Consider the following 25258-nt stretch of genomic DNA (forward strand, 5'->3'; position numbering starts at 1 on the left):
TCCATGGCGTCCTGGTAAGGGGCCAGGGCTTCCAGGACAGCTTCGCTGTCATTGGTGTTTTTCCTGGAGAAAACCTTTTTGCCGCGGTGATCCATAATCCCCATGTAATTATTGTTTGAATGCAGATCAATTCCCGTGTACAATTTCATTGGGCGTCTCCTCTTTTTGGGGTGAATGGTTTTGTGCAACTCCATCCTACCATTGCGGCTTACCCGCAATAAACAAAAAGGGTAGGCGCCTCTTATGATTATCAAATCTACGTTTGACGTTTGGGGGTGTTTTATTGGTTGGGCAAGCCCTCATAGAGGGGCCTGAAAAATGAAATATCTGATGTTTGTCCAACATACCCAGGAACCCATGGATTTGATCCCTTTATAGGCTGCGCGACCGTTGGTTTGGTATGGACTCAAGAATAGTTAGCCGATTATGCAAAGACGTCTCCAATAATGATTGGCCCATAGGAGAAGAATCGCATGGGAGAAGTATGGATAGCGTTTGGACTAACGCTGTTCGCAGGAATGGCCACAGCCATCGGAAGCATCATCGCATTTACGGCCAAGAGAACGAACTACCGCTTCTTGTCAGTCGCGACGGGATTCTCCGCAGGCGTAATGCTGTACGTATCCTTTGTGGAAATATTCTTCAAGGGGGTTGAATCTCTGATTGGGCGTTTCGGCGAAGTCGGGGCGCACTGGGTCAACGCCGGCTCGTTCTTCGGCGGAATGCTTCTGATAGGGCTGATCGATTTCCTGATACCGGCCGCCGAGAATCCGCACGAAATCCACTCGGAAGCCGAGACTCGCCCCCTGCGCGATCCTTCGGCGCCTGCACCGGAATTCGGGGCGCTGGCGGAAGCGAACGCAGAAGCCCCGGGCGCACACGATCATGGTGCGCATCACAAGATGCTGCGCATGGGACTCTTCACCGCCCTGGCCATCGGAATTCACAACTTCCCGGAAGGACTGGCCACCTTCCTGGCGGCGCTTCAGGACCCCAGCGTGGGGGCCGCCATTGCCGTCGCTATCGCCCTGCACAACATCCCGGAAGGAATCAGCGTCTCCGTGCCTATCTACTACGCCACGGGCAACCGCAAGAAGGCCTTTGTATACTCCGCCCTTAGTGGATTGGCCGAACCGGTTGGGGCGCTCATCGCCTATGCAGCGATCCGGTTCATCCTTGGAGGCGGCGCAGCCGTCATTCCCCCGGAAGTCATGGGCGTTTTGTTCGGCGGCGTGGCCGGCATCATGGTTTACATCAGCCTCGATGAGTTGCTGCCCACAAGCCGGGCTTACGGCAAGGGCCACGACAGCCTCTTCGGTTTGATAGCCGGCATGTTGGTTATGGCTCTCAGCCTGCTGCTGATGAAGTAACAGAGAATCCCGGCCAACCAAGGGTTCCGCTTTTTGTGGGGACATCCCTGATTAATCAACTAACCATCAGTTCCGCCGGGTTTAGGCCCTATGTTGGGTTTCGTGTGCACTATTTTGGCTTCGGCATACCCCAAAGAGAAAAATCTGCTGTCACCAATGGGCAGATCTTGCCTCACTCTACCCAACCTACTCTTTTTATGGATAAATCGTAGATTGGGCAGAGCTTGCAAAACCCAACAGGAAGCCAAGATGGTTATTTACTCCTTGGCAGAAGCGATTCGGCCTCAGTTCTTTGCAGGCGGTTCGTCGCCCAAGGCTTGAAGAATCCGGTTGATGGAAAAATGGATTCTCATGCCGTTCTTTTTGCCGTGGGGGGCCAGGGCGGCGTAGCATCCCGGGCAGTAGCAATAAACGTTCGGCGCCTCGGTGGCCTTGAGCTGATCCACCCGCTTTTGGGTTTCCTGGGCCGCCTGGGAGTGATCCCAATTGTTCCGAAATCCGCTGGCGAAGCCGCAGCACAGGGAATCCTGCCTGGTATTGGCCGGGTCGACTAAGGTCAGCCCAGCGGCCTCATGCAGCCCGTAAACCGCGTCATAAAAAGACTCTCCCAATTCGCTGCTGTAGCAGGAATCGTTAATGGCCGCGGTTCCCTCCAATTTGTTTGTAAATTTCAACTCTCCGGCCTGAACCTTTTCCCACAGCCATTCCCAAATGGAAATGACCTGAAACGGCAACTCCACGCCGTGATAGGCGGGCCACATGTTTCCGTAAAAATTGGAGCATGAGCCGCAATAGCAGATCAGACGCTCGGTATCCAGTTGAGACAGCATGCCGTAGGTGCGATCCACGGTCCGGGTAAAGGCGTCGTAATCGCCGAACCGGTAGGGGATTTCCCCGCAGCAGGCATTGCGCGGGGCGTATTTCGCCAGGCTGGACAAGGCCTTGGAGTATTCTATGGTATGGGGGATGGTTCTGCCGAAACAACCTATGAACAGGGTGTCGCGGGATTTTTCCGGAACCTCGGTCCATTTGTCCAGAATGGCCTGATGCGCTTCCGGCGCCTTTTTATATTGATCCAGAAAATAGCCGGAATCCGAGTCGCCCGTGAACATGTACTTCACGCCCGCAGGAACGTCCCTGCCGCCCTCCCGGTTTTTGGCGTTCATCCTCTCCATGATGAGCGCGTAGGGCTTTAGCTCCTGGGGGCAGTAGTGGTTGCAGGTCATGCAAAAGGTGCACTCGTTCAATACCCGCTCCGGCGGCTCGCCGTTAAGCAGGCGTTTGATTTCCGCCTTGGACTCCTCCTTGCCCATTTGCATCACCGGGCATTTTTGCAGGCAGATTCCGCAGTTGATGCAGGCGTCCTGGTCTTTGCCTGCAGGGATGAAAGCGTCAATATAGGATTTACTGGCCATGATCCCTCCCCAAATTATTTATGATGATTATATGAAAACAAGAAACTGGACGGTTGAAGAGAATGGGGCATCTTACACAAATTCATCCGATCGTGCAAATACTAATTCCGAATTTCTCCATGAGCCCATAGCGCAGGTTTTACATCGGGGTGAATACATACTTGCCGTTTTTGACGTCCGCGTCGGGAGGGATTTTGCTTTTCTCAAACAGGTCATAACCCTGTTTTAAATTTTGCCAAAATTCAAACCAGTCGTCGTCCTGGTACTTTTTCATATTTTTTTCCGTCATTTCAAAGGGGAAGATGTGCACCCGGAAAAATGGCTGGCCGTTTCTGAGGGCTGCGTCTGCAATGGTGTAAATTTCCTCAATGCGTTTATCCCGCATGGCGTAGCACCCTATGGACACGCAAGAGCCGTGGACCATGATCAGGCCGCCGGTTCTTCCGTGAACCCGGTCGTATTTGTTGGGATATCCGATATTGAAGGCAAGGTGATATCTGCTGGAAGGATTCATCATGCCGGGAGGGACAAAATAAAATCCTTCGGGCGCCCTCCAGTCCCCTTCCTCCAGTTTGGGGCCAAGGCCGCGAAGGCCGTAGGTGCATACTTTGTATGACTTGAAGAGATGAAACTGCTTTTCGTTTAAAACCCAAACCTCCAGGCGCTTTTCTTTTTTAAATATGCGCATGAACACGGGAGAGCCCCAGGTGAGGCCCGCCTGGGCGAATTCCTTTTTCAAATCCGGCGCAACCCGCGCTATGACCTCTTTGGAGCGGGCGCTGGAAGGAACTTCCTGTGCAAACGCCGTGCTTTGAAAAATGGACAGAAAAATAGTGAAAAAGAGCAGCAACCGTTTCATGTTCCAATCCCCTCCTTAAATGTACGATTACAGCCTTTTTTAGCATTAAAACAGCCAAAAATACAGAGATCAACGAAAATGGAACAGGGAGTCAAAACGAAAAAGCCGGGAGCGGCTTGAAGGTCCGCCCCCGGCCTCTGTTGAAGGAATGGAAGGTTGAGCGTTTATTTTTTTGCCGCTGCAGCGGCTTGCATCATGCGGGTGTAATTGCGGCAGAAGCGGTCTTCACCCAGGAGCATTTTAACGGTCAGGATCGCCTCCCGCATGGAAACTTCCGTGGGATCCACAATGGCCGAATCCATTCCCGCCGCATAAGCCAGGGTCAGGAAGGTGCGGTTAATCAACATGCGTTTTGGCAGGCCGAAAGACACGTTGCTGAGGCCCATGGTGATATGGGCCTCCGGGAACTCCTCCCGAATGCGGCGGATGACCTCCAGGGTGATGTTTCCGGCCTGGATGTCGGTGGCGATGGACAACACCAGGGGATCGATGTAAAGCCTTTCGTCAGCCAGGCCGCTCTCCCGGGTGCGGGCGATCATTTTCCGGACCACCTCCATGCGGGCGTCGGCCGTCTTGGGAATGCCCCCTTCGTCCAGGGCCAGGGCGATCAACTCACAGTCATTGGCGGCGGCCAGGGGAAGAATTTCCTCCAGGCGCTTGGGCTCGCCGGATATGGAATTGATCATGGGCTTTTGATTGACCTTTTCCAGGGCGGCTTTCAATGGCTCGGGCCGGGAGCTGTCCAGGCAAAGCTGGCAGTCCACGGCGTCCTGGACCACGCCTACCAGCCAGATCAGGTCTTCGGTTTCCGTATCGGGCGCCGAGCCCACGTTCACGTCCAGAAGGTTTGCTCCGGCCTCCACCTGGGCTTTCGCCAAGGCTGCGATGAATTCCGCGTCTTTCTCCTTGATGGCTTGGTCCACGGATTTCCTGGTTCCATTTATTTTTTCGCCGATTATCTTCATAAGGGTAAACTTCTCCTGTTCCTTTTTAAGGATTTAAAATTCCCGGCGCGATTACCGAGGCGCCGTTTTATGATTTCGAGGGGACACGATACTTATCTCAGGCGTCGTGCTCGACAAGTATGCCCGCTATGCAGAGATAAGTTCATGTCTTCCGAAATCCGACACCGTCCGCGCCTTAAAAATACGGGGTTGATTAGAAGCGCATGGCTTTCACGAAAACGCTGTTGACGCTGGAATCGTCGGCCAATTCCACGTGCACCGCTTTTCGGGCGATTTTTTCGGCCCGGCTTCATGAACGAATAAACACTCCTGGACTCTTTGCCGTTGTCAGGAACCCGAGGGAAGCCGCCAAGTCCCGGTGAATCGACGCCGTGAATGAGTGCTTTGACGGCTTCGGCAATTACCTTAGCTTCTTTGGCTTTTTTAAGAAGCGAGATCCGGACCGATCACCTCAATAACCGAAATGCGGGGACGGATTTTTAGGCCAGGGACGCCATGACGGGAGTGCGGATTTGCCAGAAGAGCCTGGAGGAGAAGAAATCCTCTAAATAGCTCTATACCTTTGAGACAAAAAGCAAAAAGCCCCGGAAGGCCGCGCCTTCCGGGGCTTTTTTAGTCTATGGCTGTTATTCGGAGGCGTCCTTGCTTCTCAAGGGACGCACCCGGACCAGCAGATCGCCCTTGGCCACCTGCTGCCCTTCGGTCACAGCGACTTCCGACACCACGCCGGCGATGGCCGCATCCAATGAATTGAGCATTTTCATGGCTTCCAGGACCAAAAGAGTATCTCCCTCGGAAATTTTCTGATCCACTTCCAGGGAAATCTGGGCCACCACCCCGGTCATGGGGGCGCGCACCTCTCCCATTTCAGCCAGGGAAGCGATTTCCGCCTGGGTAAGCTCCTTCTTCGGCCCCGCCTGCCCCTGGGAGGCTTCCGGGTAATGATGGAAGGGCTCCAGATGATGGTCCACGTACAGGTAGTTCAACTGGCTGCCGTCCTGCAACTCCTGAGTGCTGGCAAAGGTGATGGAGTGGTGCTTGCCCGTGTGGTCGGCGAAGGTCACCACCTCCTCCGCATCGAACCCGCCCTGGCGCAGCCATACGGACGGAGGCAGCACGTAGGTCTTGCCGTACTCCTCCTCGAACTTGAGGAAGTTCACCGCGTCCCGGGGATGCTGGAGATACAAAACCAGTTCCTCAATGTCCGCCGGGCGGCCCAAAGCCTTTTCCAATTCGGCCTGTTCGGCCTCCAGATCCACGGGCGGGCATTCCTCGATGCCGGAATCCCGCTCCACAATGGTTTTCCAGTCAGGGCCGAAGGCGGCTTCATAAATATCGTCCGCCGGCCTGTAAAAGGGGAAGGGCCCGTAGCGCTCCAGAAGCAGACGCTTCAAGTCCTCGGAGGCGTTTACGTAGCGTTTGCCGGAAAGCGTGTGCGTAACCGCCGTGGTCCAGAGGATCTGGGATCCCGGGGTGACGCTCCAGTAATTGCCCAGTTCCTTGTGGACCCGGGGCAGCTCCTTCATGAGGATTTCGTTCATACGGCCCAGGAACCCGCCCTTGACCGCCTGCTCAAAGCTGGAGCCCATGGCGCCGCCGGGCAGTTTGTGGGTGTGGACCGTGGGGTCGAAGCCCTTGAACTGGGACTCGAACACGGCGTAAGCCGGACGCTCCTGCTTGAGCTTGTCCGAGGTTGCGATCACGGCGTCCCGGTTTATGCCTTCTGCCTTGTACCCCATGTCGTCCAGCAAATCCAGGACGGTCAGGAGCGGGGGCGGGCCGAAGAAACCGGTCATGGCGTGGTCGGCGGCGTCGATGATTTTCGCGCCGGCCTGGACGGCCGCTATGATTCGGCCTATGTCGTTCCCGTCCGTATTATGGCCGTGGTAGTGGATGATCAGGTCCGGGTAGGCGTCCAGCAGCGAGGAAACCAACTGGCCGATGCGCTGGGGAGTTCCCAGGCCTGAATGGTTTTTCAGGGCCAGCAGAATGTCCGGACCGGTGACGTCCAGGATTTCACCCACTTTCTTCACGTAAAACTCGTCCGTATGCTCCGGGCCGGTGGAGAAGCACACCGTGGCTTCCAGGAACTTGCCCGCCCTCTGGACTTCCTCGAACACGGGAATCATGTTGGGAACGTGGTTCAAAAAGTCGAAAACCCGCCAGACTTCCACGTATTTGGCGAATTCCTTGACCGTGAGCCTGAGGACGTTTTCCGGATAGGGCCTGTATCCGAAGAGATTGACGCCGCGGCACAGGGTCTGAAACATGGTGTTGGGCATGAGGCTTCGCAGAAGCTGCAGCCGCTCAAAGGGATTGATCTGCTTGCGGAGCATGTCCACGTGCACCGAGGCGCCGCCCGTGATTTCCAGGGAGAAATATCCGGCCGCCTCCCTTTCGGGAGCGACCAGGATGTCCGTATGCGCCAGGATGCGGTTTTTAAAATCCGACTGGGACAAGTCCCTTGCCGTATTGGTGACAAAATAGGAATCGGAGCCGCGTATGGCTTTTAAAGCCTCTTTGACGTCCGAGCCCGGAGTGATGCGAATAGACATATCATCTCCTTTATATATGCTAAGGCCTGCCGGGCCTGTTATTCGGCGAAAATGTTCTTTCCGTGATAATGAATGGCGGAAAGCAGCTTGGCCACCTTGGCTTCCTGGGCTTCCTGGTCGCTGTAATCGTACAGCTCGGGATGGCGCTCCAGGTATCCGGTGTCAAAAGACCCGGAGGCGAATTCCGGCTCCAGCACCAGCTTACGGTAGAACGGGATGGTGGTCTTGGGGCCCACGATCCGGTAGTTCTTCAAGGCCCGGGACAGGCGGGAGACCGCCTCTTCCCAACGGAAGCCGTACACCGTGAGCTTGACCAGCAGGGAGTCGTATTCCGTGGGAATGGTGTAGCCCTGATAGGCCATGCCGTCCAAACGGATGCCGGGGCCGCCGGGGGAGTTGTACACGGCCACGTGCTTGCCGCTTTCTGGGGCGAAATCCTGCTTGGGGTCTTCGGCGTTGATGCGCATTTCAATGGCGAATCCCCGGCAGAAAACCTCGTCCTGGGTCACGTCCAGCTTTTTGCCCTCTGCCACGCGAATCATGCGGCGGACAATGTCTATTCCGGTGACCACTTCGGTCACGGTATGCTCCACCTGGAGGCGGGTGTTGATTTCCAGAAAATAAAAGCTGTCGTCCGAGTCCACCAGAAACTCCACGGTCCCTGCGTTGACGTAGCCCACGTGTTTGGCGTACTGGATGGCCGACTGGCAGATTTTTTCCTCCAGGGCCGGGTCCAGCAGGCTGGGGGCGATTTCCACCAGCTTCTGGTGCCTGCGCTGGATGGAGCAGTTCCTGCCGCCCATGTGGATGACGTTTCCATGCTGGTCGCCCAGAATCTGCACTTCGATATGGCGGGGGTTGACGATCCCTTTTTCCAGATACAGGCGGCCGTCGCCGAAAGCGGAAACGGCTTCATTCTTGGCGATTTCAATCTGGCTTAGCAGCTCCTTTTCCGAATCCACCTTGCGGATGCCCCGGCCTCCGCCTCCGGCAACCGCCTTGAGCATGACGGGGTATCCGTATTTGGCGCCGAATTCCACGGCGGCGCGCTTGCCGTCGCCGCCGGGGGGGAGAATGCCGCTGCCGGGAATGGTGGGCAGTCCCGCCTCTTCCGCCAGACGGCGTGATATGGTCTTATCTCCCAGGTCCTGAATGGTGGCTGCGGAAGGTCCTATGAAAATCAGCCCTGCTTCTTCGCAGGCGGCGGCGAATTGGGGGTTTTCCGCCAAAAACCCATAGCCGGGATGCACGGCCTGGGCGCCGCTCTTTCGCGCAGCCCAAATAATGCGGTCAATGTCCAGATAATCCTTGCGGGGGCCGGGGCCTATCCACACAGCCTCGTCGGCGATGCGGAGATGGCGGCTTTCTGCGTCGGGGGATTCGTAGATCGCCACCGCCCTTTTCCCTTCTTCCTGAACGCCGCGGCACAACCGGATGGCAATCTCGCCGCGGTTTGCTACAAGCACTTTTTCAATGGGGGGAATTGTGTTCACGCGATTCTCCTTCTCTTTGGATTTTCGGCCTTAGCCACACTACAAAACCGGCCGAAGGAACCTTTGATTGTAGCACAGTATTATTCAATCCGCAAAAGCAAAATCTGTTCGCCCGTACAATCCCGTAATTCAGGCAGCCGCTCAGCCTGTGAAATGCTTCCCATTTTCAATGTGATATTTCTCGTGTTTTTGCTGTGAAAGGCTTCATTTACATCTTATGCAAGCTCTTGTAGACACATATTGTGGCTCCCAGCGGCTACGCCATGACGGCAGTCAAACAAACCGGCGCTGGGGAAGGAGGTAAGGACCATGAAAAGGCGCCCTTTATCAATCACAATCATTGCATGGACGCTCATTGTCATTGGATTGAACATTGCTTTTTTGACCGTGCTGGTTATGCCCACAGCGCCAGGCCTCAAGGAATACACCCTGGCCAATCTGCCCCCGGAACTTTTTTACATCCTGGCCTTTGCATCGGCGGGAATCTCCCTTTTCTCCGGAATGTTCATGCTGGGCGGCGCCAATTGGACCCGGTACATGTGCCTGGCCTACGGCGCGGTTTTTCTGGGGTGGTCATTCTTCAGCCTTCCGGGCAACGGCCTGCTGCTTCCCGTGACCGGAGTATTCGCGATTATCTTATTCTTTTTGTTCAAGCCCGGCGCCAGGGATTTTTTCGTGCCCAGGGGCATGACGGCCACACAGGATCACGGCATTTTTTAATTGAACCGCAATGGTTTATCACCCGATTTATCCTTCCGAATCCTCCCTGCAGGGCGCACGGACAAGTGCATCCTGTTTCCGTAAAACCGGATTGACATGCGGTAAACCCTCATCGTACTATACACTCTTCTAAGCCTTTTGAGGCGTTGCGACATCGCAGGCCTCTTTTTATTGTTCTCATTGTACAGTCTTAACATTACGACGCTAAGATCGTCCGGAAAGGTTATCGCCGTGGATCTGATTTGGCAGTATAAAAGCGTTTTGTTTGCAATCATTGTTGCAATAGCCTATTTCTTTTTCATCAGACCCCGGCTCAAAGCGGGCGTAAAAGCCAGGGAGCAAAAGGGGCCGACCTATGTCTGCGACCAATGCGGAGACATGGATTGCGATTGCCATCCCCTGGAAGAATCAGAGGACCCGGCAACCGCTCCGGAAAGGCAACACGACCACGCCAACGATTGACTTATTAAAATAGCATATGGAATGCCAAGGAGGATACGCCATGAGAATTTTAACCCGCTCGGATTTCGACGGCCTGGGATGCGCCGTTTTGCTGAAGGAAGTGGGTATGATGGACGACATCAAATTCGTCCACCCCAAAGACATCCAGGACGGACTGGTGCAAGTGACCTCGGACGACATCCTGGCGAACATTCCTTATGTCCCCGGATGCGGCATGTGGTTCGACCATCATTCCAGCGAAGAGGAAAGAAAGCTCCACGGAGAATTTGAAGGAAGATGCGATCCAGACGCCCCCAGCGCAGCCCGGGTGATTTACGACTATTACGGGGGCAAGGAAAAATTCTCCGATCCTCATTTCGACGAATTGATTGCAGCCGTGGACAAAGCGGACTCGGCCGATTTCACCGCCGACGAGATTCTCAACCCAAGCGGTTGGGTGCTTCTTTCCTTTGTCATGGACCCGCGCACCGGCCTCGGCAGGTATCACGATTACCGCATCAGCAATTACGCCCTGATGCTGGACATGATCGATTATTGCCGGAGTAAAAGCATTGACGAAATTCTGGAAATTCCCGACGTCCAGGAAAGGACCATGCGCTACTTCGAGCAGGACGCCCTGTTCCGGGGAATGATCGAGGAAAAAGCGACGGTTCGCGGCAACGTGATCGTCCTGGATCTTAGGGATCAGGAGGAAATTTATACGGGCAACCGGTTCCTCATCTACAGCATGTTCCCGGAGCAAAACATTTCCATCCAGGTGATTTGGGGATTCCAGCGCCAGAACATCGTCATGACCTGCGGGCATTCCATCATCAATCGGACGTCCAAGACCAATGTGGGCTCCCTCTGCCTGAAACACGGCGGCGGCGGCCACGAAAAAGTGGGAACCTGCCAGGTGCCCATTGACAAGGCGGACGCGATTTTGGAGGACCTTATCGCCCAAATGAACCAGGACGGATAAAACGCCCTTTGATAAGAACAAGATCAAGGAGGAAAACCGGCTGCGGTTTTCCTCCTTGTTATTGCAGGGGGCCTTGCATAACCCATAAGAAGCATTATTTTTTTATATATTTTGAACCCGGCGTTCCCCATGGAGGGGGCGTTAAGCTCAAGGAGGAGTTTATGAAAACCATTTTAGAACTGATGCTGGCATTCACTCTGACGGCCATTTCCATCGCGGCCGTGCCGTTCGCCATGGCCTACGCCATGATTCCGGAAAACAGCAAAACCGCCAAAAGGCTGCCCGCGCCCAAACGTTAAGGGCTGTTTTTAGCGCCGCGCCTCCCCGGCCTGCGGAGGTCGGCATCCCCCCCACCCGAAGCACTCCCCTGAGTGCAACCGCTTGACTTCACCACAAAAATAAAACGACCGTTCGCTCCCCTGTTTTGTTGATTTCCCCCTTTATGTTTCTTGGGGACGTCCTATTAAGGAACTAACTTTTTAATATATTGAAATCATATATTATTTTTGGATGATTTTGGTTTGGATGGGGGTTATTTTAAGAAAAAAAGCAGGTGGGGCGGTTGAAAATGCCTTTGGTTAAAGGCATTGGACACGCGGCCGGTTGGGACAATTTGCAGGCCATCCACGATTTTTTTCGGCCGAACAACATGCCGCTTTGCGATCCAGGCAGGATACGGCTCTGCCTGGGCTGCCCACCCACTTAGAGGGCTTGCCAGGATGCTTTTTCCCGGGCGGCCATAAAAACCAAGGCCAAGCCCCTGGAGTCCCGATATGTCAGCTCGGAATTGAGGGAAGGAAGGGCCATGGAGTCCTGGCAAGCATTTACACACTGCGAATAACGCTCTTTGCCAAGGAATTCATAATCATCCTTGAGGAATTTTCGGCAATGCTGTAATTTAACAATGAAATTCGGATGGGTCATCTTATGATTCATAAACTAAACGCATTACATCTGTTGTTTTTTTATTTGTGCTGGCTTTAAACGCCTAATCGAAAGCCGCTTCTATTATGTCATACACCTTAGCCATATCCCCTTCCGGCCGATTATCCCTTCAGGAAATCGACGACCAATGGCCCTTGCCTGAGCCTTGGAGCAAAAAGGTTATAGATGCTTTTGCTTCCTCCGAGGCCCAGGGATTGTTCGCCTTGGCCGCGATTCGGCCGGACGGCCCCATCCCGCCTGCATTTACCTTTTGGCGGGACTTTTCCGGCCGATACCTCACCTTGCTTTGCCGCACTCCCGAGTCCATGGAGTCGGCCATGCCTCCCATTCCGCCCCCTGATGACGGCCAATTGGGCGGCATGCTCGACTCGGCCCCGCCCATGCCCGGCGGAGAGTACCTGTCCTATCATGTCTTGCTTACCCTGTGGGACAAACTGGATGCGTGGGTCAGGGAGGACATTGAGGAAAAAGGCGAGGGCCTGAACCCGTGGCTTAAAGCGAACGCCCCCTTGTGGAGGCAGGTTGGCAGAGTGTGCTTTCATATTGCGGAAAACAAAAAAGATCCCGACTATCCCTTTGCGCTGCTGGCCACCTATGCTCCGCGCCTTTCCGCCGGGGGCGGGGTGCAATACAGGCCTTTGGGAAAGGCCTTGCAGGAGTATGCGGGAAAGCGGAACAAACAGGCCCTTATCCGCCTTTTGGAGCCCGTGCATCAGGCGTCGAAAAGGGTGGAATTCGTCCGGGAGCTTGTGGAAACCGGAGATATTTACCATCCCCTGGCGCTTACCGCCGCGGAAGCCTACATGCTTTTGCAGAACACTCCCGGCCTTGAGGAGAGCGGCCTTTTGGTCAGGCTTCCTGATTGGTGGAAAAGGCGCCCGCGCCCCCGGGTCAGCGTTACGGTGGGCGAAAAGAAAAGGAGCGTGCTGGGAATTGACGCCATGCTGGACTTCCGGGTCGACTTGAGCCTGGAAGGGCAAAAGCTGACCCAGGATGAATGGCGCAGGCTCATGGAATCGGATGACGGCCTTGTGCTGATCAAAGGCCAATGGGTGGAGGTGGACAGGGATAAGCTGGCTCAGACTCTGGAACACTGGAAGCAGGTGGAGGCAAAAGCCGGAAGGGACGGAATTTCGTTCATCGAGGGCATGCGCCTTCTGGCCGGGGCGCCTGTGGACTTGGAGCCGGAGGATGGGGGCCGGGAGGATTCGGAATGGTCCCATGTTGATGCGGGGAAATGGCTATCCAGGGCCCTGGCCGACCTCAGGAATCCTCAGGGTTTGACAATCCCGGGGCGCGGATCGGGCTTTCAGGGAGAACTGAGGCCATATCAGGAAACGGGCCGCAACTGGCTATGGTTTCTCAGTCAACTGGGATTGGGCGCCTGCCTGGCCGACGACATGGGGCTTGGGAAAACCATCCAGGTTTTGTCTCTGCTTGCAAGCCTGAAAACGGGCAAGAGTCTGTCCAAACCCGCCTTACTGGTGCTTCCCGCCTCGCTCCTGGCCAATTGGAAGTCGGAGATGGAGCGCTTCACCCCCGGCTTAAAGGCCGTGTTCGTCCACTCCTCCGAGGCGAACAAAGCAACCATGGAGCAAATGGGCGCCGCCCCGGCCGAGCATCTTAAAGGCGCTGACATGGTCCTGACCACCTATGGCATGCTCATGCGCCAATCCTGGCTTTTGGACGTTGATTGGAGCCTGGTTATACTGGACGAGGCCCAGGCCATTAAAAATCCGGCGACCAAACAAACCCGAACAGTAAAAATGTTGAAAGCAGACGCCAGAATCGCCCTGACGGGAACTCCGGTGGAAAACCGCCTCACGGATTTATGGTCTTTATTCGATTTTCTTTGTCCGGGGCTTTTGGGCTCCTCCGCCAAGTTCAAGAAATTCTCCAAGGGCCTGGAAAAAAGAAGTAAAGACCAGTACAAGCCGTTAAGAAACCTTGTAAACCCCTATGTTTTGCGCCGCCTTAAGACGGACAAAAACATCATAGCCGACCTGCCGGACAAAACCGAGGTCAAGGCTTATTGCGGACTGGCTAAAAAGCAGGCCGCCCTGTACGCCAGATCGGTCCGGGAATTGGCCAAAAGCATTGAGACGGCCGAAGGCATTGAGCGCCGGGGAATTGTATTATCCTATCTCATGCGTTTCAAGCAGATATGCAACCACCCCAGCCAGTTTGCAGGAGACGGCGAGTACAGCCCCAACAAAAGCGGAAAGTTCCTGCGTTTGAAGGAACTCTGCGAGGAAATCGCCTCCCGGCAGGAAAAGGCCCTGATATTCACCCAGTTCCGGGAAATGACCGACCCCCTGGCAGCCTATCTTTCTGAGATCTTCGGCAGGGAAGGCCTGATCCTTCATGGCGGAACGCCGGTGAAAAAGCGGAAAAACCTGGTGGACGTGTTCCAACGCGAGGACGGGCCTCCGTTCTTCGTCCTGTCCCTTAAAGCCGGAGGCACGGGGCTGAACCTGACCGAGGCTTCCCACGTCATCCATTTTGATCGATGGTGGAACCCGGCTGTGGAAAACCAAGCCACGGACAGGGCCTTTCGCATAGGGCAGCACAAAAATGTACTGGTTCACAAGTTTGTCTGCCGGGGCACCCTGGAGGAGAAGATAGACGCCCTGATTGAAGAAAAAATCGGCCTGGCCGAAGGGGTTTTGAAAGCCGGCGGAGAAGCCGTCTTAACGGAAATGAGCGATGAGGACTTGCTGAAAATCGTGGCCTTGGACATTAATCAGGCGGGCCTATAGGAGAAATTGCATGAGCCGCAGACGTTTCAGGTGGGCCCCATACGTACCCGTCGCCCAACAAAGGGAGGAGGCGCAGGAAAAACTCCGGGCGCTGCAAAAACAGGGGAAAAAGGTCCAGCCCATAGAAATCACGGGACGCGCCATCGCCTACACTTTTTGGGGAAAAGCCTGGTGCGACCACATCCAGTCTTTCAGCGATTATTCCAACCGCCTGCCCCGGGGGCGCTCCTACGTGAAGCACGGCGCCGTGGTGCACCTGGAAATCCGCAAAGGCGAAATCTTCGCAAAGGTTGCGGGAACCCGGCTGTATACGGTGCTGATTTACATCAAGACCCTTTCCCCGAAAAAATGGAAAGCGCTTAAAAACCAATGCTCGGGGCAAATCGGCTCCCTTATTGAATTGCTCCAGGGCAAACTGTCCGAAAACGTCATGAAAGTAGTGACCGACCGGCAGGAAGGCCTCTTTCCATTGGCCAAGGAAATCCGCCTGGACTGCACCTGCCCGGATTGGGCCGTCATGTGCAAGCATGTAGCCGCCGTCATGTACGGCGTGGGCGCCAGGCTGGACGAAAGCCCCGAGCTGCTCTTTCTGCTCCGGGGCGTGGACCACATGGAGTTGATTGACGCCCAGGCCAAACTGATTGGCGGCGCCGGAAAGGGCAGTAGCGGCCGCAAACGCATCTCCCAAAACGACCTGGAGGATATATTCGGAATCGAAGTCAGCGAAGACATCAAGCCTGGCCGCCCCCGAAAAATACGCCGGCCCCAGCCAACGGCCCGAATAAAAAAGGCGGCCCCTCCCAAAACCGGGCCTTTGAATGCTGTTGAAAAAGGCCCCGCAGGAAACAAAAAGCAGCCCGCCCTCCATGAAACCAGGCGGGAAAAGAAAAGCCGCGAGCTTCAGGACTTGCTGAGGGAGCAAAGGACCAAGGCCGGAAAAAGAAAGTTTAAAAAATCTAAGAAGGCGCCTCCCGGGAGTCCCACCGGCAAGGATATCGCCGCCTGCAGGGAAAAACTCAGGATGAGCCCGAAGGAATTTGCCCTTATCATGCACGTGAGTGGGACTACCATCCGGAGTTGGGAGCAAAAAAAAGAGCGTATCGCCATGCATAAAAGAAACCTTGAATCGTGGAACATCGTCAAGGGACTCTCCCGGGAGGAGGCGCGAAAAAAGTTATTCAGAGATTATAAGGAGTCCATTAGAATCGACTAAGCGGCCCCGCGTTTTTGCTTGCCATTTTCAACTTCGTTTGCTAACAAACGTTCCATGGAAGAGGAATATCCCCACCCGAAATATTTTTTGGCCTTGCTGACCTTTCAGGCCGCCCGCAACCTGATCTCCTACTACAATCGCGAGTTGGAGCCCATGGGGCTGACCGGCGCGCAGGCCAACGCCTTAGGCATCCTTTTCCGCAAAAAAAACCTGAGCTTGGGCGAATTCGCCGCCCGCGCGGGAATCGGCAAGGCCGCCGCGGTTTCCATGATCCATCGTTTGACGGAAACGGGATTCGTCACCGCCGTGCCCGACCCCAATGACGCCCGAAAAAACATCATCAACGTCACGGATAAAGCCATCAAGGTGATCGCCCCCGCCATGGAAATCGTCCGCCACCTGGAAAGCACGGTGGAAGAGGCCCTGGGCGAGGACGTCTTGAAAACCCTGGTGGACGCCCTTAAAGTAATCCGCAATCTGGAATTTTGAATTATATGGATTGGAGACATACCCGGTCATGATTGAATCCATTACGGAAAGCCCTTTATACAAAATTGTCAATCCCAAAAGCATTGCATTTTTGGGCGCATCCAACAGTTTCGGGGCCATGGGCGCCAATTGCTTCGACTCCATCATCAAGCGGGGGTTTGAAGGGGAGCTTTACCCGGTCCATCCCCGGGACGAGGTGGTTCAGGGATACAAGGCCTATAAAACCGTGGAGGAATTGCCCTGCGCGCCGGACCTGGCCATTATGGTCATCCCCACGCGGGTGGTTTTGGAAGCCATGGAGGCTTGCGGAAAAAAGGGGATCAAAAACGTCATCTGCGTAACCGCCGGATTCAAGGAGGTTGGCGGGGAAGGCATTGAGCGGGAAAAGGAGCTGGTGCGGATCGCCGAAAAATATGGAATCCGGTTTATCGGCCCTAATTGCATCGGCGTCACCAACTCAAGCGCCAAGCTGAACACCACCTTTTTGGCGGACAACAGCAAGCCCGGATTTATCGGCCTGGCTTCCCAAAGCGGCAGCTTCGTCACGCAGATGTTCAACTATCTGGATCGCATGGATCAGGGATTTTCCACGGCCTTTTCCGTGGGAAACGGCGCCAACATCGACCTGGTGGACTGTCTGGAGTATTTGGGCGCCAGCCCGGATACGAAAGTGATCGCCCTGTATGTGGAGGGAATCGTCCGGGGCCGGGAGTTTATGGAAACGGCCAAGGCCATCGTCCCACGCAAACCTATTGTGGCCATTTACGTGGGAGGCAGCGAAACCGGCAAACGGGCCACCTTCTCCCACACCGGAACCATGGCCGGCCCCGACGCCCTGTACGACGGCATGTTCCGCCAATGCGGCATCATCAGGGCCTCCTCCATTGTGGAGTTGTTCGACTTTGCCTGGGCCCTGGGCTGTCTGCCCCTGCCCAAAGGCAAAAACACGGCCATCCAAACCAATTCAGGCGGCCCGGGCGCCACGGCTGCGGACTGCTGCGGACGCGCCGGCCTGACCTTGCCCTCCCTTTCTCCCGAGACCCTGGAGAAGCTGAAAGACCTGCTCCCCGGCACGGCCAGCGCCAACAATCCTATTGATATCACCTTCGCCAGAAACCCCAGGGATTTCTGGCACGCCATCCCCAAGGCGCTCCTGGAAGACCCCAATATTGATATGCTCCTCACCTATTACCTCACGCCCCTTCAGGCAATTAAGAGGCCTTTGATCAGTTCGGGCGTGGAAGAAGCGGAAGCGGAGAAAATGGCCGTGGAATTCCTGGAATCCTTTGCCCAGGATGCGGGAAATCTGTTGAGGGAATACGGCAAGCCCATGGTGGGCTTCACTTTCCGGGGGCTGGAGGAGCCTTTTCCCTCCATGCTGCGCAAGCAGGGCTGCCCCATCTTTTCCTCGCCGGAACGCGCGGCGGCGGTTCTATCCGCCATGGTGCAATATGTGGAGTTCAAAGCCAGGCTGGAAGCCTGAAGGGCCGAATTTGGAATCTAATTAAGAACTCTTTCCATTTATAGGGTACTTAGCTTATTTTTTTAGGAATTCGGGTCCAATATCAAAATTATACAAAAATGTATTTTTTAATAAATTTTCTTTTGACTATTTTTCTGCATTTCAAATGCCTCTCGCCACGGCTCAAAACAATTAGGCTACGTTCAATTCCGTGCTGTTGAATCAAGACCTAAAAGTGCATGACATCTCCTGCGGGGTGGAGATAGTCCGGGGAGACCCCGTATGTTAAAGGCAAGTGGGATCGGTTTTGTTGGGTTTCGTTAACATGCTTTTGGCTTTGAGCATTGCTCCCGGAGCAATAAGGGCCAACCTTTATGGAAAAGGCTCTGCAAACTCTACCCAACCTACTGCTTTTATAGACGAATCGTAGGTTGGGTTAAGAAGTCCGGCTTCCAGGCCACATTCAGCCTCAGCGGATTTAGGACTTCGAACCCAACAAAAAAGCTCCTGGCTCAATACATGCCGGTATGGTGAAACATCAGGCGGTAAAACTTGTTTTCGTCCTTGGTTATTGGGTTTCGCAAGCTCTATCCAACCTGCGCCTTGATTGGGGCCTATTTGGGTTATTGGATTAAGGGCCGGACTTTAGGCAGGCGCGCCGGGGGGATTTCCTTGGCCCTAAAAAGGTCAAGCCCTGCCTGGAGGAGAGAGTCAGGCAGGGCTTGTTCACTATCGGGGAGGCTTTCGCCTCCCCAGGGGGTCGCACTGGTTTAAGGATTACATGTGAGAGGCTTTCTGGAAATCGGGGTAAGCGGTTCCGCCGTGTTCGCCGTAGTCCAGGCCTTCCATTTCCTCTTCGGGAGTGACGCGGAGGCCGATGGTCATGGAGATGATTTTGAACATGATGAAGCCGCAGCCGAAGGCCCATACAAAGCAGGCCAGAATGCCGACCAGCTGCACGCCCACGACGCTGGCGCTGAAGCCGCCCATGTCGAAGATGCCGGCGGCCAGGGTTCCCCAGGCGCCGCAGACGCCGTGCACGGACACTGCGCCGACCGGGTCGTCCACTTTGATTTTGTCGAAGAAGACGACGGAGAAGACCACCAGGATGCCGGAGACGATGCCGATGATGATGGAGCTGCCGGGGGTTACGTTTGCGCAGCCGGCGGTGATGCCGACCAGGCCGGCCAGGGCGCCGTTGAGGGACATGCTAATGTCGGGTTTGCCGAACATGACCCATGCGGTGATCATGGCGGCGATGGCGCCGAGAGCGGCGGACAGGTTTGTGTTGACGAAGATCATGGCGATGGAAGTGTCAGCCGTGGTGGTGGAGCCGGGGTTGAAACCGAACCATCCGAGCCACAGGATGAAAACGCCGAGAGCCGCCAGAGGCATGTTGTGGCCGGGGATGGCGCGGGCTTTTCCGTCTTTGTCGAATTTGCCCAAACGGGGGCCGACTACGATGGCGCCGGCCAGAGCGACCCAGCCGCCGATGGAGTGGACGACCGTGGAGCCGGCGAAGTCAATGAAGCCCATGCCTTCCAGCCAGCCGCTGCCGTTCAGAAGGCTTCCCCAGGCCCAGGAGCCGAAAATGGGGTAAATGAGAGCGCTCAATATTGCGCTGTACGCCAGGTAGCCGACGAACTTGGTGCGTTCCGCCATGGCCCCGGAAACGATGGTGGCGGCGGTGGCGGCGAACACGACCTGGAACATCCAGAAGGCCAATACCCAGGGATCGCCGTCAACAGGGTTCCAATCGGACAGGAAAAAGCCTGTGGTTCCGAACCAGCCGGTGCTGCTGGCCCCGAACATCAGGCCAAAGCCGATGGCCCAGAAAAAGAAGGTGCCCATGGAAAAGTCCATGAGGTTTTTCATCATAATGTTAACCGCGTTCTTGGCGCGGGTGAAACCGGCTTCAACCATGGCGAAGCCGGCCTGCATGAAAAAGACCAGGGCGGCGGCCACCAGGGTCCACAAAAAGTTGGCGTGCGTCTGCACCAGTGCAATGGCGTCTGCATTGGTTGCAACGGTGGGAACGGCGTCGTCGGCCATGGCGTAAGAGGCGGCTATCCCGAAGATGAGTGTGTAAATGGCTTTTTTCATTTTTTTCTCCTTATGGGTTAAAGTCTTTTCTGCGCAAGTACTCAGGATCAGATAGCCTCTGTTCCCGTTTCGCCTGTGCGGATGCGAAGCACCTGCTCGACAGGCATGACAAATATTTTTCCGTCGCCGATTTCTCCGGTTTTGGTTGTTTCCAAGATAGTCTGGATGCACTGCTCCACCATTTCGGCCTGGATGACGACTTCCACCTTGACCTTGGGCACAAAGTCCACAGCGTATTCCGCGCCTCTATAGATCTCGGAATGGCCCTTTTGCCTGCCGAAACCTTTCACCTCAGTGATGGTCATGCCTTTGACTCCCATATCCGAGAGTCCTTTTTTAAGTTCGTCCAGTCTGAATGGTTTGATGATGGCTTCAATTTTTTTCATTTCCCAACTCCTTTCGTGAGTGTGTGTGCCGCCTTCTGTAATGGCAAGGCTTGTGCCAGGAGCTGAAAAAAATTTTATTTGGGAGTTAACATGCTGGAATTTAGGGAGAAAAAATTTTCAGGAGGGGCAAGCGGCAAGGAGAAAAAAATAAATATTTACTACAATTTTGTATTTCAAATAAAAAGTCAATACATTTTTGTAAAATTATTGCGAAACAGTTCACTGCCTGTAATTAGGCCTTAAATCCCGCAGGGCGGCGCCCGGACGCCGCCCAAAACATACAAGGCGTCACTTCTTTTCCAAAACTTCCCAAATCCAGCTCATGGCCGCCATCATCTGGGAGAAGCCCACGCTGGTCAAAGCCAGCAAGGCGGCCTGGGAGACTTCTTCGGCCGTGGCGCCTTCCTTGAGGGCCTTACGGGTCTGGGACATGACTCCGCCCCGGGATCCGGTCCCGATGGCGACGCCCAACTTGACCAAATGCCTTGTCTTGGGGTCCATGGGGCCTGACGCCAGGCACTCGGCGGCCAGTTTTTCGTGGAGTTGGGAAATTTCCGGATATTTTTCGGAAAAGGATTTGAAGAGTTCGGGAAGATACATGTCAACCTCCTTGCGGCGGCCTGAAAAACGGGCCTGAAAAGGGATGCGAATAAAGAAGTTACCAAAACGTCAAAACCCGGCAAGCGCCCGCTTAGGCAAGCTCCCGGACCTTGGCTATGTTCGCAACCTCCCCCATGACCACCAGGGTGGCGCCCTGGGTCAACTCCATGGCTGCGTGCGGATTGAACTCGATGTCAAAGCCCCCCGGTTTGCGGGCGCCCAAAACCAGCAGCCCGTATTTTTCCTTAAGGCCTGCGCTCCGGATGGTTTTCCCCACCAGGGGGGAGTGCTCCGAGATGGTGACCTCGTGGATGCGCAGGGTCCGGTCGCCGGTGCGGAGCATTTTGTCCAGAAAGCTCACGGCCGCCGGCCGTATCATTTCGGAGGCCATGCGCATGCCGCCGATGAAATTGGGAGAGACCACGCTGTTGGCGCCGGCCTTTCTTAGTTTGGGCTCTATGCTGGAATCCACCATCCGGCTGATGATGCGGATGCGTGCGTTCAGCATGCGGGCCGTCATGGTGACGTATAGGTTGTCCTTGTTGTTGGGCAGGGCGATGACGATGCCCAGGGCGCGTTCTATGCCCGCCAGCAGCAGGTTATTGTCGTCCGTGGCGTCTCCCTGGATGAACAGGAGGTCCTCCACCGTGCTTTGGCACTGGGTGATTTTCCCCTCGTCCATTTCAATAACCACCACCTTCTCGTTGTTTTTCGTAAGCTCCGCCAGCACGTGGCGGCCGGTCTGCCCTCCCCCGCATACGATGTAATGGTTGTCCAGTTTGGCGATCCGCTTTTCCATGCTTTTTCTCCTGAGAATCCCGGAAAACTCCCCTTCCACGATCACGGCGGTGAGCGTACTGATGCCGTACATGATGATTCCCAGCCCAAAGGTGATGAGGAATATGGTGAACACTTCCGCGTAGGGATTTCCCGTTACCGGCAGCACTTCCCCGTATCCCACGCTGGTCAGGGAAATAATGGTCATATACACGCAATCCAGGAATGCAGGCTCCCCTTCAAATAGAATATAGTATCCCAGACTTCCTCCCAGGACGATGAGGAAAATTATGAACACCACATATTGGAGTCGCTGCTGTATGCCCATGGACCGATTTCTCTTGTTTTTTGAACGGTTTTCTCCATTGTATCTCAAGAAAAGGAAAATGCAAGCAAAAGCGGCGCCGCCCATCCGGCCTGGGCCGGGCGCCGCCGACCTTGACAAGAGTCCGGCATGGAATTACCCTGAGGAATATGGATTTTACGCTCGTTTCCAGGAGGTCGAGCATTTATGGCGCATATTATTCAGGAATCTTTGGCAGGCCAATTTCTTATAGCCATGCCAGCGTTAAACGACCCCAACTTCGCCCTGTCCGTTACGTATATCTGCGTTCATAACCAGGATGGGGCCTTTGGTTTGGTAATTAACCAATCTTTTGACTCTGTAACCGGCAAGACTCTGTTCGACCAAATGGACATGCCCGCCGTAAAAGCGGCTGAAAACCAGGCGGTGCACATAGGCGGCCCCGTTCACCAGGGATACGTGTTCGTGCTCCACGGGCGTCCCATGGAATGGAAGGCCAGCCTTCAGATTTCAGACACGGTGGCCATGAGCAATTCCATGGACATTCTTCAGGCCATTGCTTCGGGAGTCGGGCCTGATCCCTGCATGATATTCCTGGGCTGTGCGGGCTGGGCGCCGGGACAGTTGGAAGCCGAACTGGCGGAAAACTCCTGGCTCACCTGCCCCGGCAACGACGACCTGCTTTTCCGCACGCCTTTGGAGGAGCGCTGGGAAAAGGCCGCAAAAAGCATTGGGGTGGACCTCAACCTCCTCAGCGGAGTCGCCGGCCACGCATAGGCGTGGAAAAATCAACTCTCGTCTTTGAACTTCTCCGTATAGGCGGTCTTGATGATCGCCGTTACGGAGGAGGCTTGGGGAAACTGCTCCCGATTGACGACCAGGTCGAACTCCTCCATGGTCATTTCCTTTTTCCCGAACATCTTCTTGAAAAAACCCTGCTGCTCCCGATCAAAACGTTCCAGAGCTTTGACGGCATCCTCGGTCACAAGCTCCCTTTCCATGATTTGGGCGATCCTGCGGGATCGGTGCTCCCTGGACCCCACCAGCCGCACAGCCAGGGTGCGTTGTCTGGGCAGCAGTAAATGCGCCCCCCGGCCCAGAAAGATGTTAGGCCCCAATCCTGCGATCGCAGCCACGGCCCTAAGCAGTTCCCTGGAGTAGTCTCCTGAAATAAAAGACTTTTCCCCAAACAGCCAGGACGAAAGCTCCATAGACAGCCCCGGGCGGCGCTCATCAAAAATTTGAACCGTTTTTTCAGTCAGTTGCTTTGACTCACAAATGATATCCAGGATCATTTTGTCCACAACAGGCAACCCCAGGTCCTGTGACAGAAGATCGGCGACCTCCAAAGCGCCCACCCCCACCTGGCGGGAAAGGCAAATATTGGGGGGAATCTGGTGGTCCTGGGGCGGCCCCTTGTACAATTGCCTGGATTCCCATGCCTTAAAGTACTGGTCCACCAACATCATGCGGCCGGGCCTGTTTTTTCCGTACTGGGCCGGGTCGTAATCCACGCCGCCAATTTGAAATCTGCTCATGATCGCCTCCTTTGCCTGATGGGACGCTTCAAGCACATGGGCATGAAGCAGCAAAACCGCATCCGCCGAATCCACCTGGACTCGGCGTCCGGGTATTGGGCATCTTATCGGTCTATTCTCAGCGCAGGAAACACTAAACCAATAAAAAATTATGCAACGGATGTGCCAATCTACAAGGCGACGGAAATGTATGGGAAGGCGATTCAGAAAAAAAAACTGGAGTGTGGCGGCGCCGTAGTCCCGCGCTTGGGTTGGAGGAGTGAAGGATTCCGGCGCCGCTGGACCCATGCATGGCCAGCAGGGTCCCACATCCAGGCAATGTGGAGCCAGAAGAGGGGTGGCTTATACCACATTGTGGTATAATTATTACCATGATGCAGCTCTGTGTCAATCCTTTTTCCGGGTTTTTTCAGCGCCTCCGAAGTAAAGAATCCGCACAATATATTGAATTTAAGCCTTAATTGCCCGGCCGTTAAAAATTATACCCGCCGAAAAGAAACATCGCGGCCTGATCGCTCTCAATCTCCTCATCAATGGTGTAAGGAGCGTACCCGGGCAGGTAGGCGCTGGAGCGCGCGTCCACCCGGATATACATCAAGGAGCCTTTAAAGGCGCAGTACCACTGAGGGGTGAAGTTATACCGGACCTCCAGGCGGCCCGCGTAGGTGGTTCCGTCCCAGTCGGAGTCCACGGAGCTGACTTTGTCTCGCAGCAGGTGGCTGTCGTCGTCCGTGGCGTGGGTGAACCAGGTGGCCCGTCCTTCCAGGCTGATGAACCAGGAATCGCCGTAGACGGCCTCGCCGCCGGCCATGAGATAGGGAATGTCAAAGGTCAGGTCGTAAACCAGGACGGGCCCCGGTATTACGTCATGGGGAATGGAGGGAAGCTGGGGATAAAACTGGTCCAGGTCGTACACATCGTATGCAAAGGACTGATACATGTACCCCAGCCCTGCGAACAGCCGATAGACGTTGCCGGGCCGGGGGCCGGTGACGGTTCCCTGGCCGTGGACGGCCTCCAAAAAGCGATACCGGGTGTTTATATCGAAAATCCAGGCTTCGCAATCCATCTTGCTGGTGGAATAGATGTCTTTGGTGTCATTGCCGCCGAACCCGCCGAAAATCCAGTCCGAATCCTTCATGTCGCTGCCCGGATCGGTGAAGTTCCGCTGCAGGGAGGCGGACAGGCCCCATTTTGGAGTTATGTTCAGATTGCCGTCCAGGGAGAAGAACCCCATGTCGATGGGAAACTCCAAACGGCTGATGGGAAAGTCGAAATACTCGTTCTGGCCGTCGCTGCTGATTACGGACCCGCCGATTTCGTATTGATTTTTCCCGGCGACATAGCCCGCCCCCAAGGAGGCGTCCACATCGAGCCGAGCCGCCAGGGCCGGCCAAGCCAAAAGGAATACGCACAAAAAACATAAAGCGCCGCGGGCGATAGTTTTCATGGAACCCCCTTCATATTTCTCGGATATGGGTATGAAAATGCTGCACATTGTCTTGTTATGAAGCATAATCATACCCCAATCCGTCCGGGTGTTCAATAAACTTTGTAAACCCAAAATCCGCGATTGGATTTGCCGGAGGGGTGGTTTGAACATTTCAGGGCGTTTCAGCCCTTTTTTTAGGAGTCCGGCGGACTCATCGCCCCCTCCAGGATGGCCAGGGAAGAATCCTCAACCTGCTTTTTAAGGAAAAGGCCGCACCCCTCCCTCAGACCTTTGCCAAGTCTTTTTTCCGCAAACCATTGAACGCAGCTTTTGTCACCCATAACAAAACTCATAGCTTCGATGTCGTATCTCACGCATCACTCCATAGCCGCCGCGCCGCACCTTCAGAATAACCTCCCGTGCGTGCCTGACGACCTTGCCCGCCAATCC

Annotated in this window: 21 protein-coding genes; 10 read left to right on the plus strand and 11 right to left on the minus strand. The window is 55.0% G+C overall.

The features are described 5' to 3' along the window. Window positions 1–473: 473 nt before the first annotated feature. A complete protein-coding gene (gene zupT / locus BUE18_RS25480) occupies window positions 474–1370 on the plus strand; it encodes a zinc transporter ZupT (RefSeq protein WP_073478964.1) in 897 nt (298 codons plus the stop codon). A 284-nt stretch (window positions 1371–1654) separates the two neighbouring features. On the opposite strand, the gene BUE18_RS25485 is transcribed toward zupT, so the two are convergent. The 5 genes from BUE18_RS25485 to BUE18_RS25505 all read right to left on the minus strand — a co-directional run bounded on the left by BUE18_RS25485 (window position 1655) and on the right by BUE18_RS25505 (window position 8657). After that, on the minus strand, window positions 1655–2785 hold the full coding sequence (locus BUE18_RS25485) for a (Fe-S)-binding protein (protein ID WP_073478965.1): 1131 nt from the start codon (window positions 2783–2785) through the stop codon (window positions 1655–1657). 139 nt (window positions 2786–2924) lie between these two features. Beyond that, window positions 2925–3644, minus strand: a complete 720-nt coding sequence (locus BUE18_RS25490) for a L,D-transpeptidase family protein (protein ID WP_073478966.1) — start codon at window positions 3642–3644, stop codon at window positions 2925–2927. 164 nt (window positions 3645–3808) lie between these two features. Next, complete coding sequence (locus BUE18_RS25495; RefSeq protein WP_073478967.1) at window positions 3809–4609, minus strand: dihydropteroate synthase; 801 nt, start codon at window positions 4607–4609, stop codon at window positions 3809–3811. Between the two features lie 626 nt (window positions 4610–5235). Then, entirely contained in the window at window positions 5236–7164 is a 1929-nt protein-coding gene (locus BUE18_RS25500) for a biotin/lipoyl-containing protein (RefSeq protein ID WP_073478968.1), read from the minus strand. Between the two features lie 38 nt (window positions 7165–7202). After that, on the minus strand, window positions 7203–8657 hold the full coding sequence (locus tag BUE18_RS25505; protein WP_083611292.1) for an acetyl-CoA carboxylase biotin carboxylase subunit: 1455 nt from the start codon (window positions 8655–8657) through the stop codon (window positions 7203–7205). A gap of 309 nt (window positions 8658–8966) precedes the next feature. Here BUE18_RS25505 and BUE18_RS25510 point away from each other — a divergent pair, with 309 nt between their 5' ends. The 8 genes from BUE18_RS25510 to BUE18_RS25545 all read left to right on the plus strand — a co-directional run bounded on the left by BUE18_RS25510 (window position 8967) and on the right by BUE18_RS25545 (window position 17689). Next, window positions 8967–9377 carry a hypothetical protein gene (locus tag BUE18_RS25510; protein ID WP_073478969.1) on the plus strand — a complete coding sequence of 137 codons (411 nt, stop codon included), beginning with the start codon at window positions 8967–8969 and terminating at the stop codon, window positions 9375–9377. Window positions 9378–9608: 231 nt separating this feature from the next. Continuing rightward, window positions 9609–9839 (plus strand): preprotein translocase subunit YajC, encoded by a 231-nt coding sequence (locus tag BUE18_RS25515; RefSeq protein WP_073478970.1) that lies wholly within the window; start codon window positions 9609–9611, stop codon window positions 9837–9839. 40 nt (window positions 9840–9879) lie between these two features. Then, entirely contained in the window at window positions 9880–10800 is a 921-nt protein-coding gene (locus BUE18_RS25520) for a DHH family phosphoesterase (protein WP_073478971.1), read from the plus strand. A gap of 161 nt (window positions 10801–10961) precedes the next feature. Next, a complete protein-coding gene (locus BUE18_RS28155; protein WP_157468128.1) occupies window positions 10962–11099 on the plus strand; it encodes a hypothetical protein in 138 nt (45 codons plus the stop codon). A 711-nt stretch (window positions 11100–11810) separates the two neighbouring features. Beyond that, a complete protein-coding gene (locus BUE18_RS25530; RefSeq protein ID WP_073478973.1) occupies window positions 11811–14504 on the plus strand; it encodes a DEAD/DEAH box helicase in 2694 nt (897 codons plus the stop codon). A 10-nt stretch (window positions 14505–14514) separates the two neighbouring features. After that, on the plus strand, window positions 14515–15717 hold the full coding sequence (locus BUE18_RS25535) for an SWIM zinc finger family protein (RefSeq protein WP_073478974.1): 1203 nt from the start codon (window positions 14515–14517) through the stop codon (window positions 15715–15717). A 54-nt stretch (window positions 15718–15771) separates the two neighbouring features. Next, entirely contained in the window at window positions 15772–16206 is a 435-nt protein-coding gene (locus BUE18_RS25540) for a MarR family winged helix-turn-helix transcriptional regulator (RefSeq protein ID WP_073478975.1), read from the plus strand. Window positions 16207–16234: 28 nt separating this feature from the next. Then, entirely contained in the window at window positions 16235–17689 is a 1455-nt protein-coding gene (locus BUE18_RS25545; protein ID WP_073478976.1) for an acetate--CoA ligase family protein, read from the plus strand. A 756-nt stretch (window positions 17690–18445) separates the two neighbouring features. Here BUE18_RS25545 and BUE18_RS25550 read toward each other — a convergent pair. The 4 genes from BUE18_RS25550 to BUE18_RS25565 all read right to left on the minus strand — a co-directional run bounded on the left by BUE18_RS25550 (window position 18446) and on the right by BUE18_RS25565 (window position 21862). Beyond that, window positions 18446–19771 (minus strand): ammonium transporter, encoded by a 1326-nt coding sequence (locus BUE18_RS25550; RefSeq protein WP_073478977.1) that lies wholly within the window; start codon window positions 19769–19771, stop codon window positions 18446–18448. 47 nt (window positions 19772–19818) lie between these two features. Further along, the gene (locus tag BUE18_RS25555; protein WP_015947784.1) at window positions 19819–20157 is read right to left on the minus strand and encodes a P-II family nitrogen regulator; all 339 of its coding nucleotides are present in this window, start codon (window positions 20155–20157) and stop codon (window positions 19819–19821) included. Window positions 20158–20445: 288 nt separating this feature from the next. Beyond that, window positions 20446–20757 (minus strand): carboxymuconolactone decarboxylase family protein, encoded by a 312-nt coding sequence (locus BUE18_RS25560; protein WP_015947785.1) that lies wholly within the window; start codon window positions 20755–20757, stop codon window positions 20446–20448. A gap of 91 nt (window positions 20758–20848) precedes the next feature. Next, entirely contained in the window at window positions 20849–21862 is a 1014-nt protein-coding gene (locus BUE18_RS25565; RefSeq protein ID WP_073478983.1) for a potassium channel family protein, read from the minus strand. A gap of 183 nt (window positions 21863–22045) precedes the next feature. Here BUE18_RS25565 and BUE18_RS25570 point away from each other — a divergent pair, with 183 nt between their 5' ends. Next, on the plus strand, window positions 22046–22615 hold the full coding sequence (locus tag BUE18_RS25570; RefSeq protein WP_073478978.1) for a YqgE/AlgH family protein: 570 nt from the start codon (window positions 22046–22048) through the stop codon (window positions 22613–22615). Between the two features lie 11 nt (window positions 22616–22626). Here BUE18_RS25570 and BUE18_RS25575 read toward each other — a convergent pair whose 3' ends face one another. Both BUE18_RS25575 and BUE18_RS25585 read right to left on the minus strand, forming a co-directional pair. Next, window positions 22627–23376 carry a cytidylate kinase-like family protein gene (locus BUE18_RS25575; protein WP_073478979.1) on the minus strand — a complete coding sequence of 250 codons (750 nt, stop codon included), beginning with the start codon at window positions 23374–23376 and terminating at the stop codon, window positions 22627–22629. A gap of 472 nt (window positions 23377–23848) precedes the next feature. Beyond that, a complete protein-coding gene (locus BUE18_RS25585; protein WP_170868468.1) occupies window positions 23849–24826 on the minus strand; it encodes an omptin family outer membrane protease in 978 nt (325 codons plus the stop codon). Between the last annotated feature and the right edge of the window lie 432 nt (window positions 24827–25258).

This window comes from Desulfatibacillum alkenivorans DSM 16219, assembly GCF_900142135.1.
In the GTDB taxonomy this organism is placed as follows: domain Bacteria; phylum Desulfobacterota; class Desulfobacteria; order Desulfobacterales; family Desulfatibacillaceae; genus Desulfatibacillum; species Desulfatibacillum alkenivorans.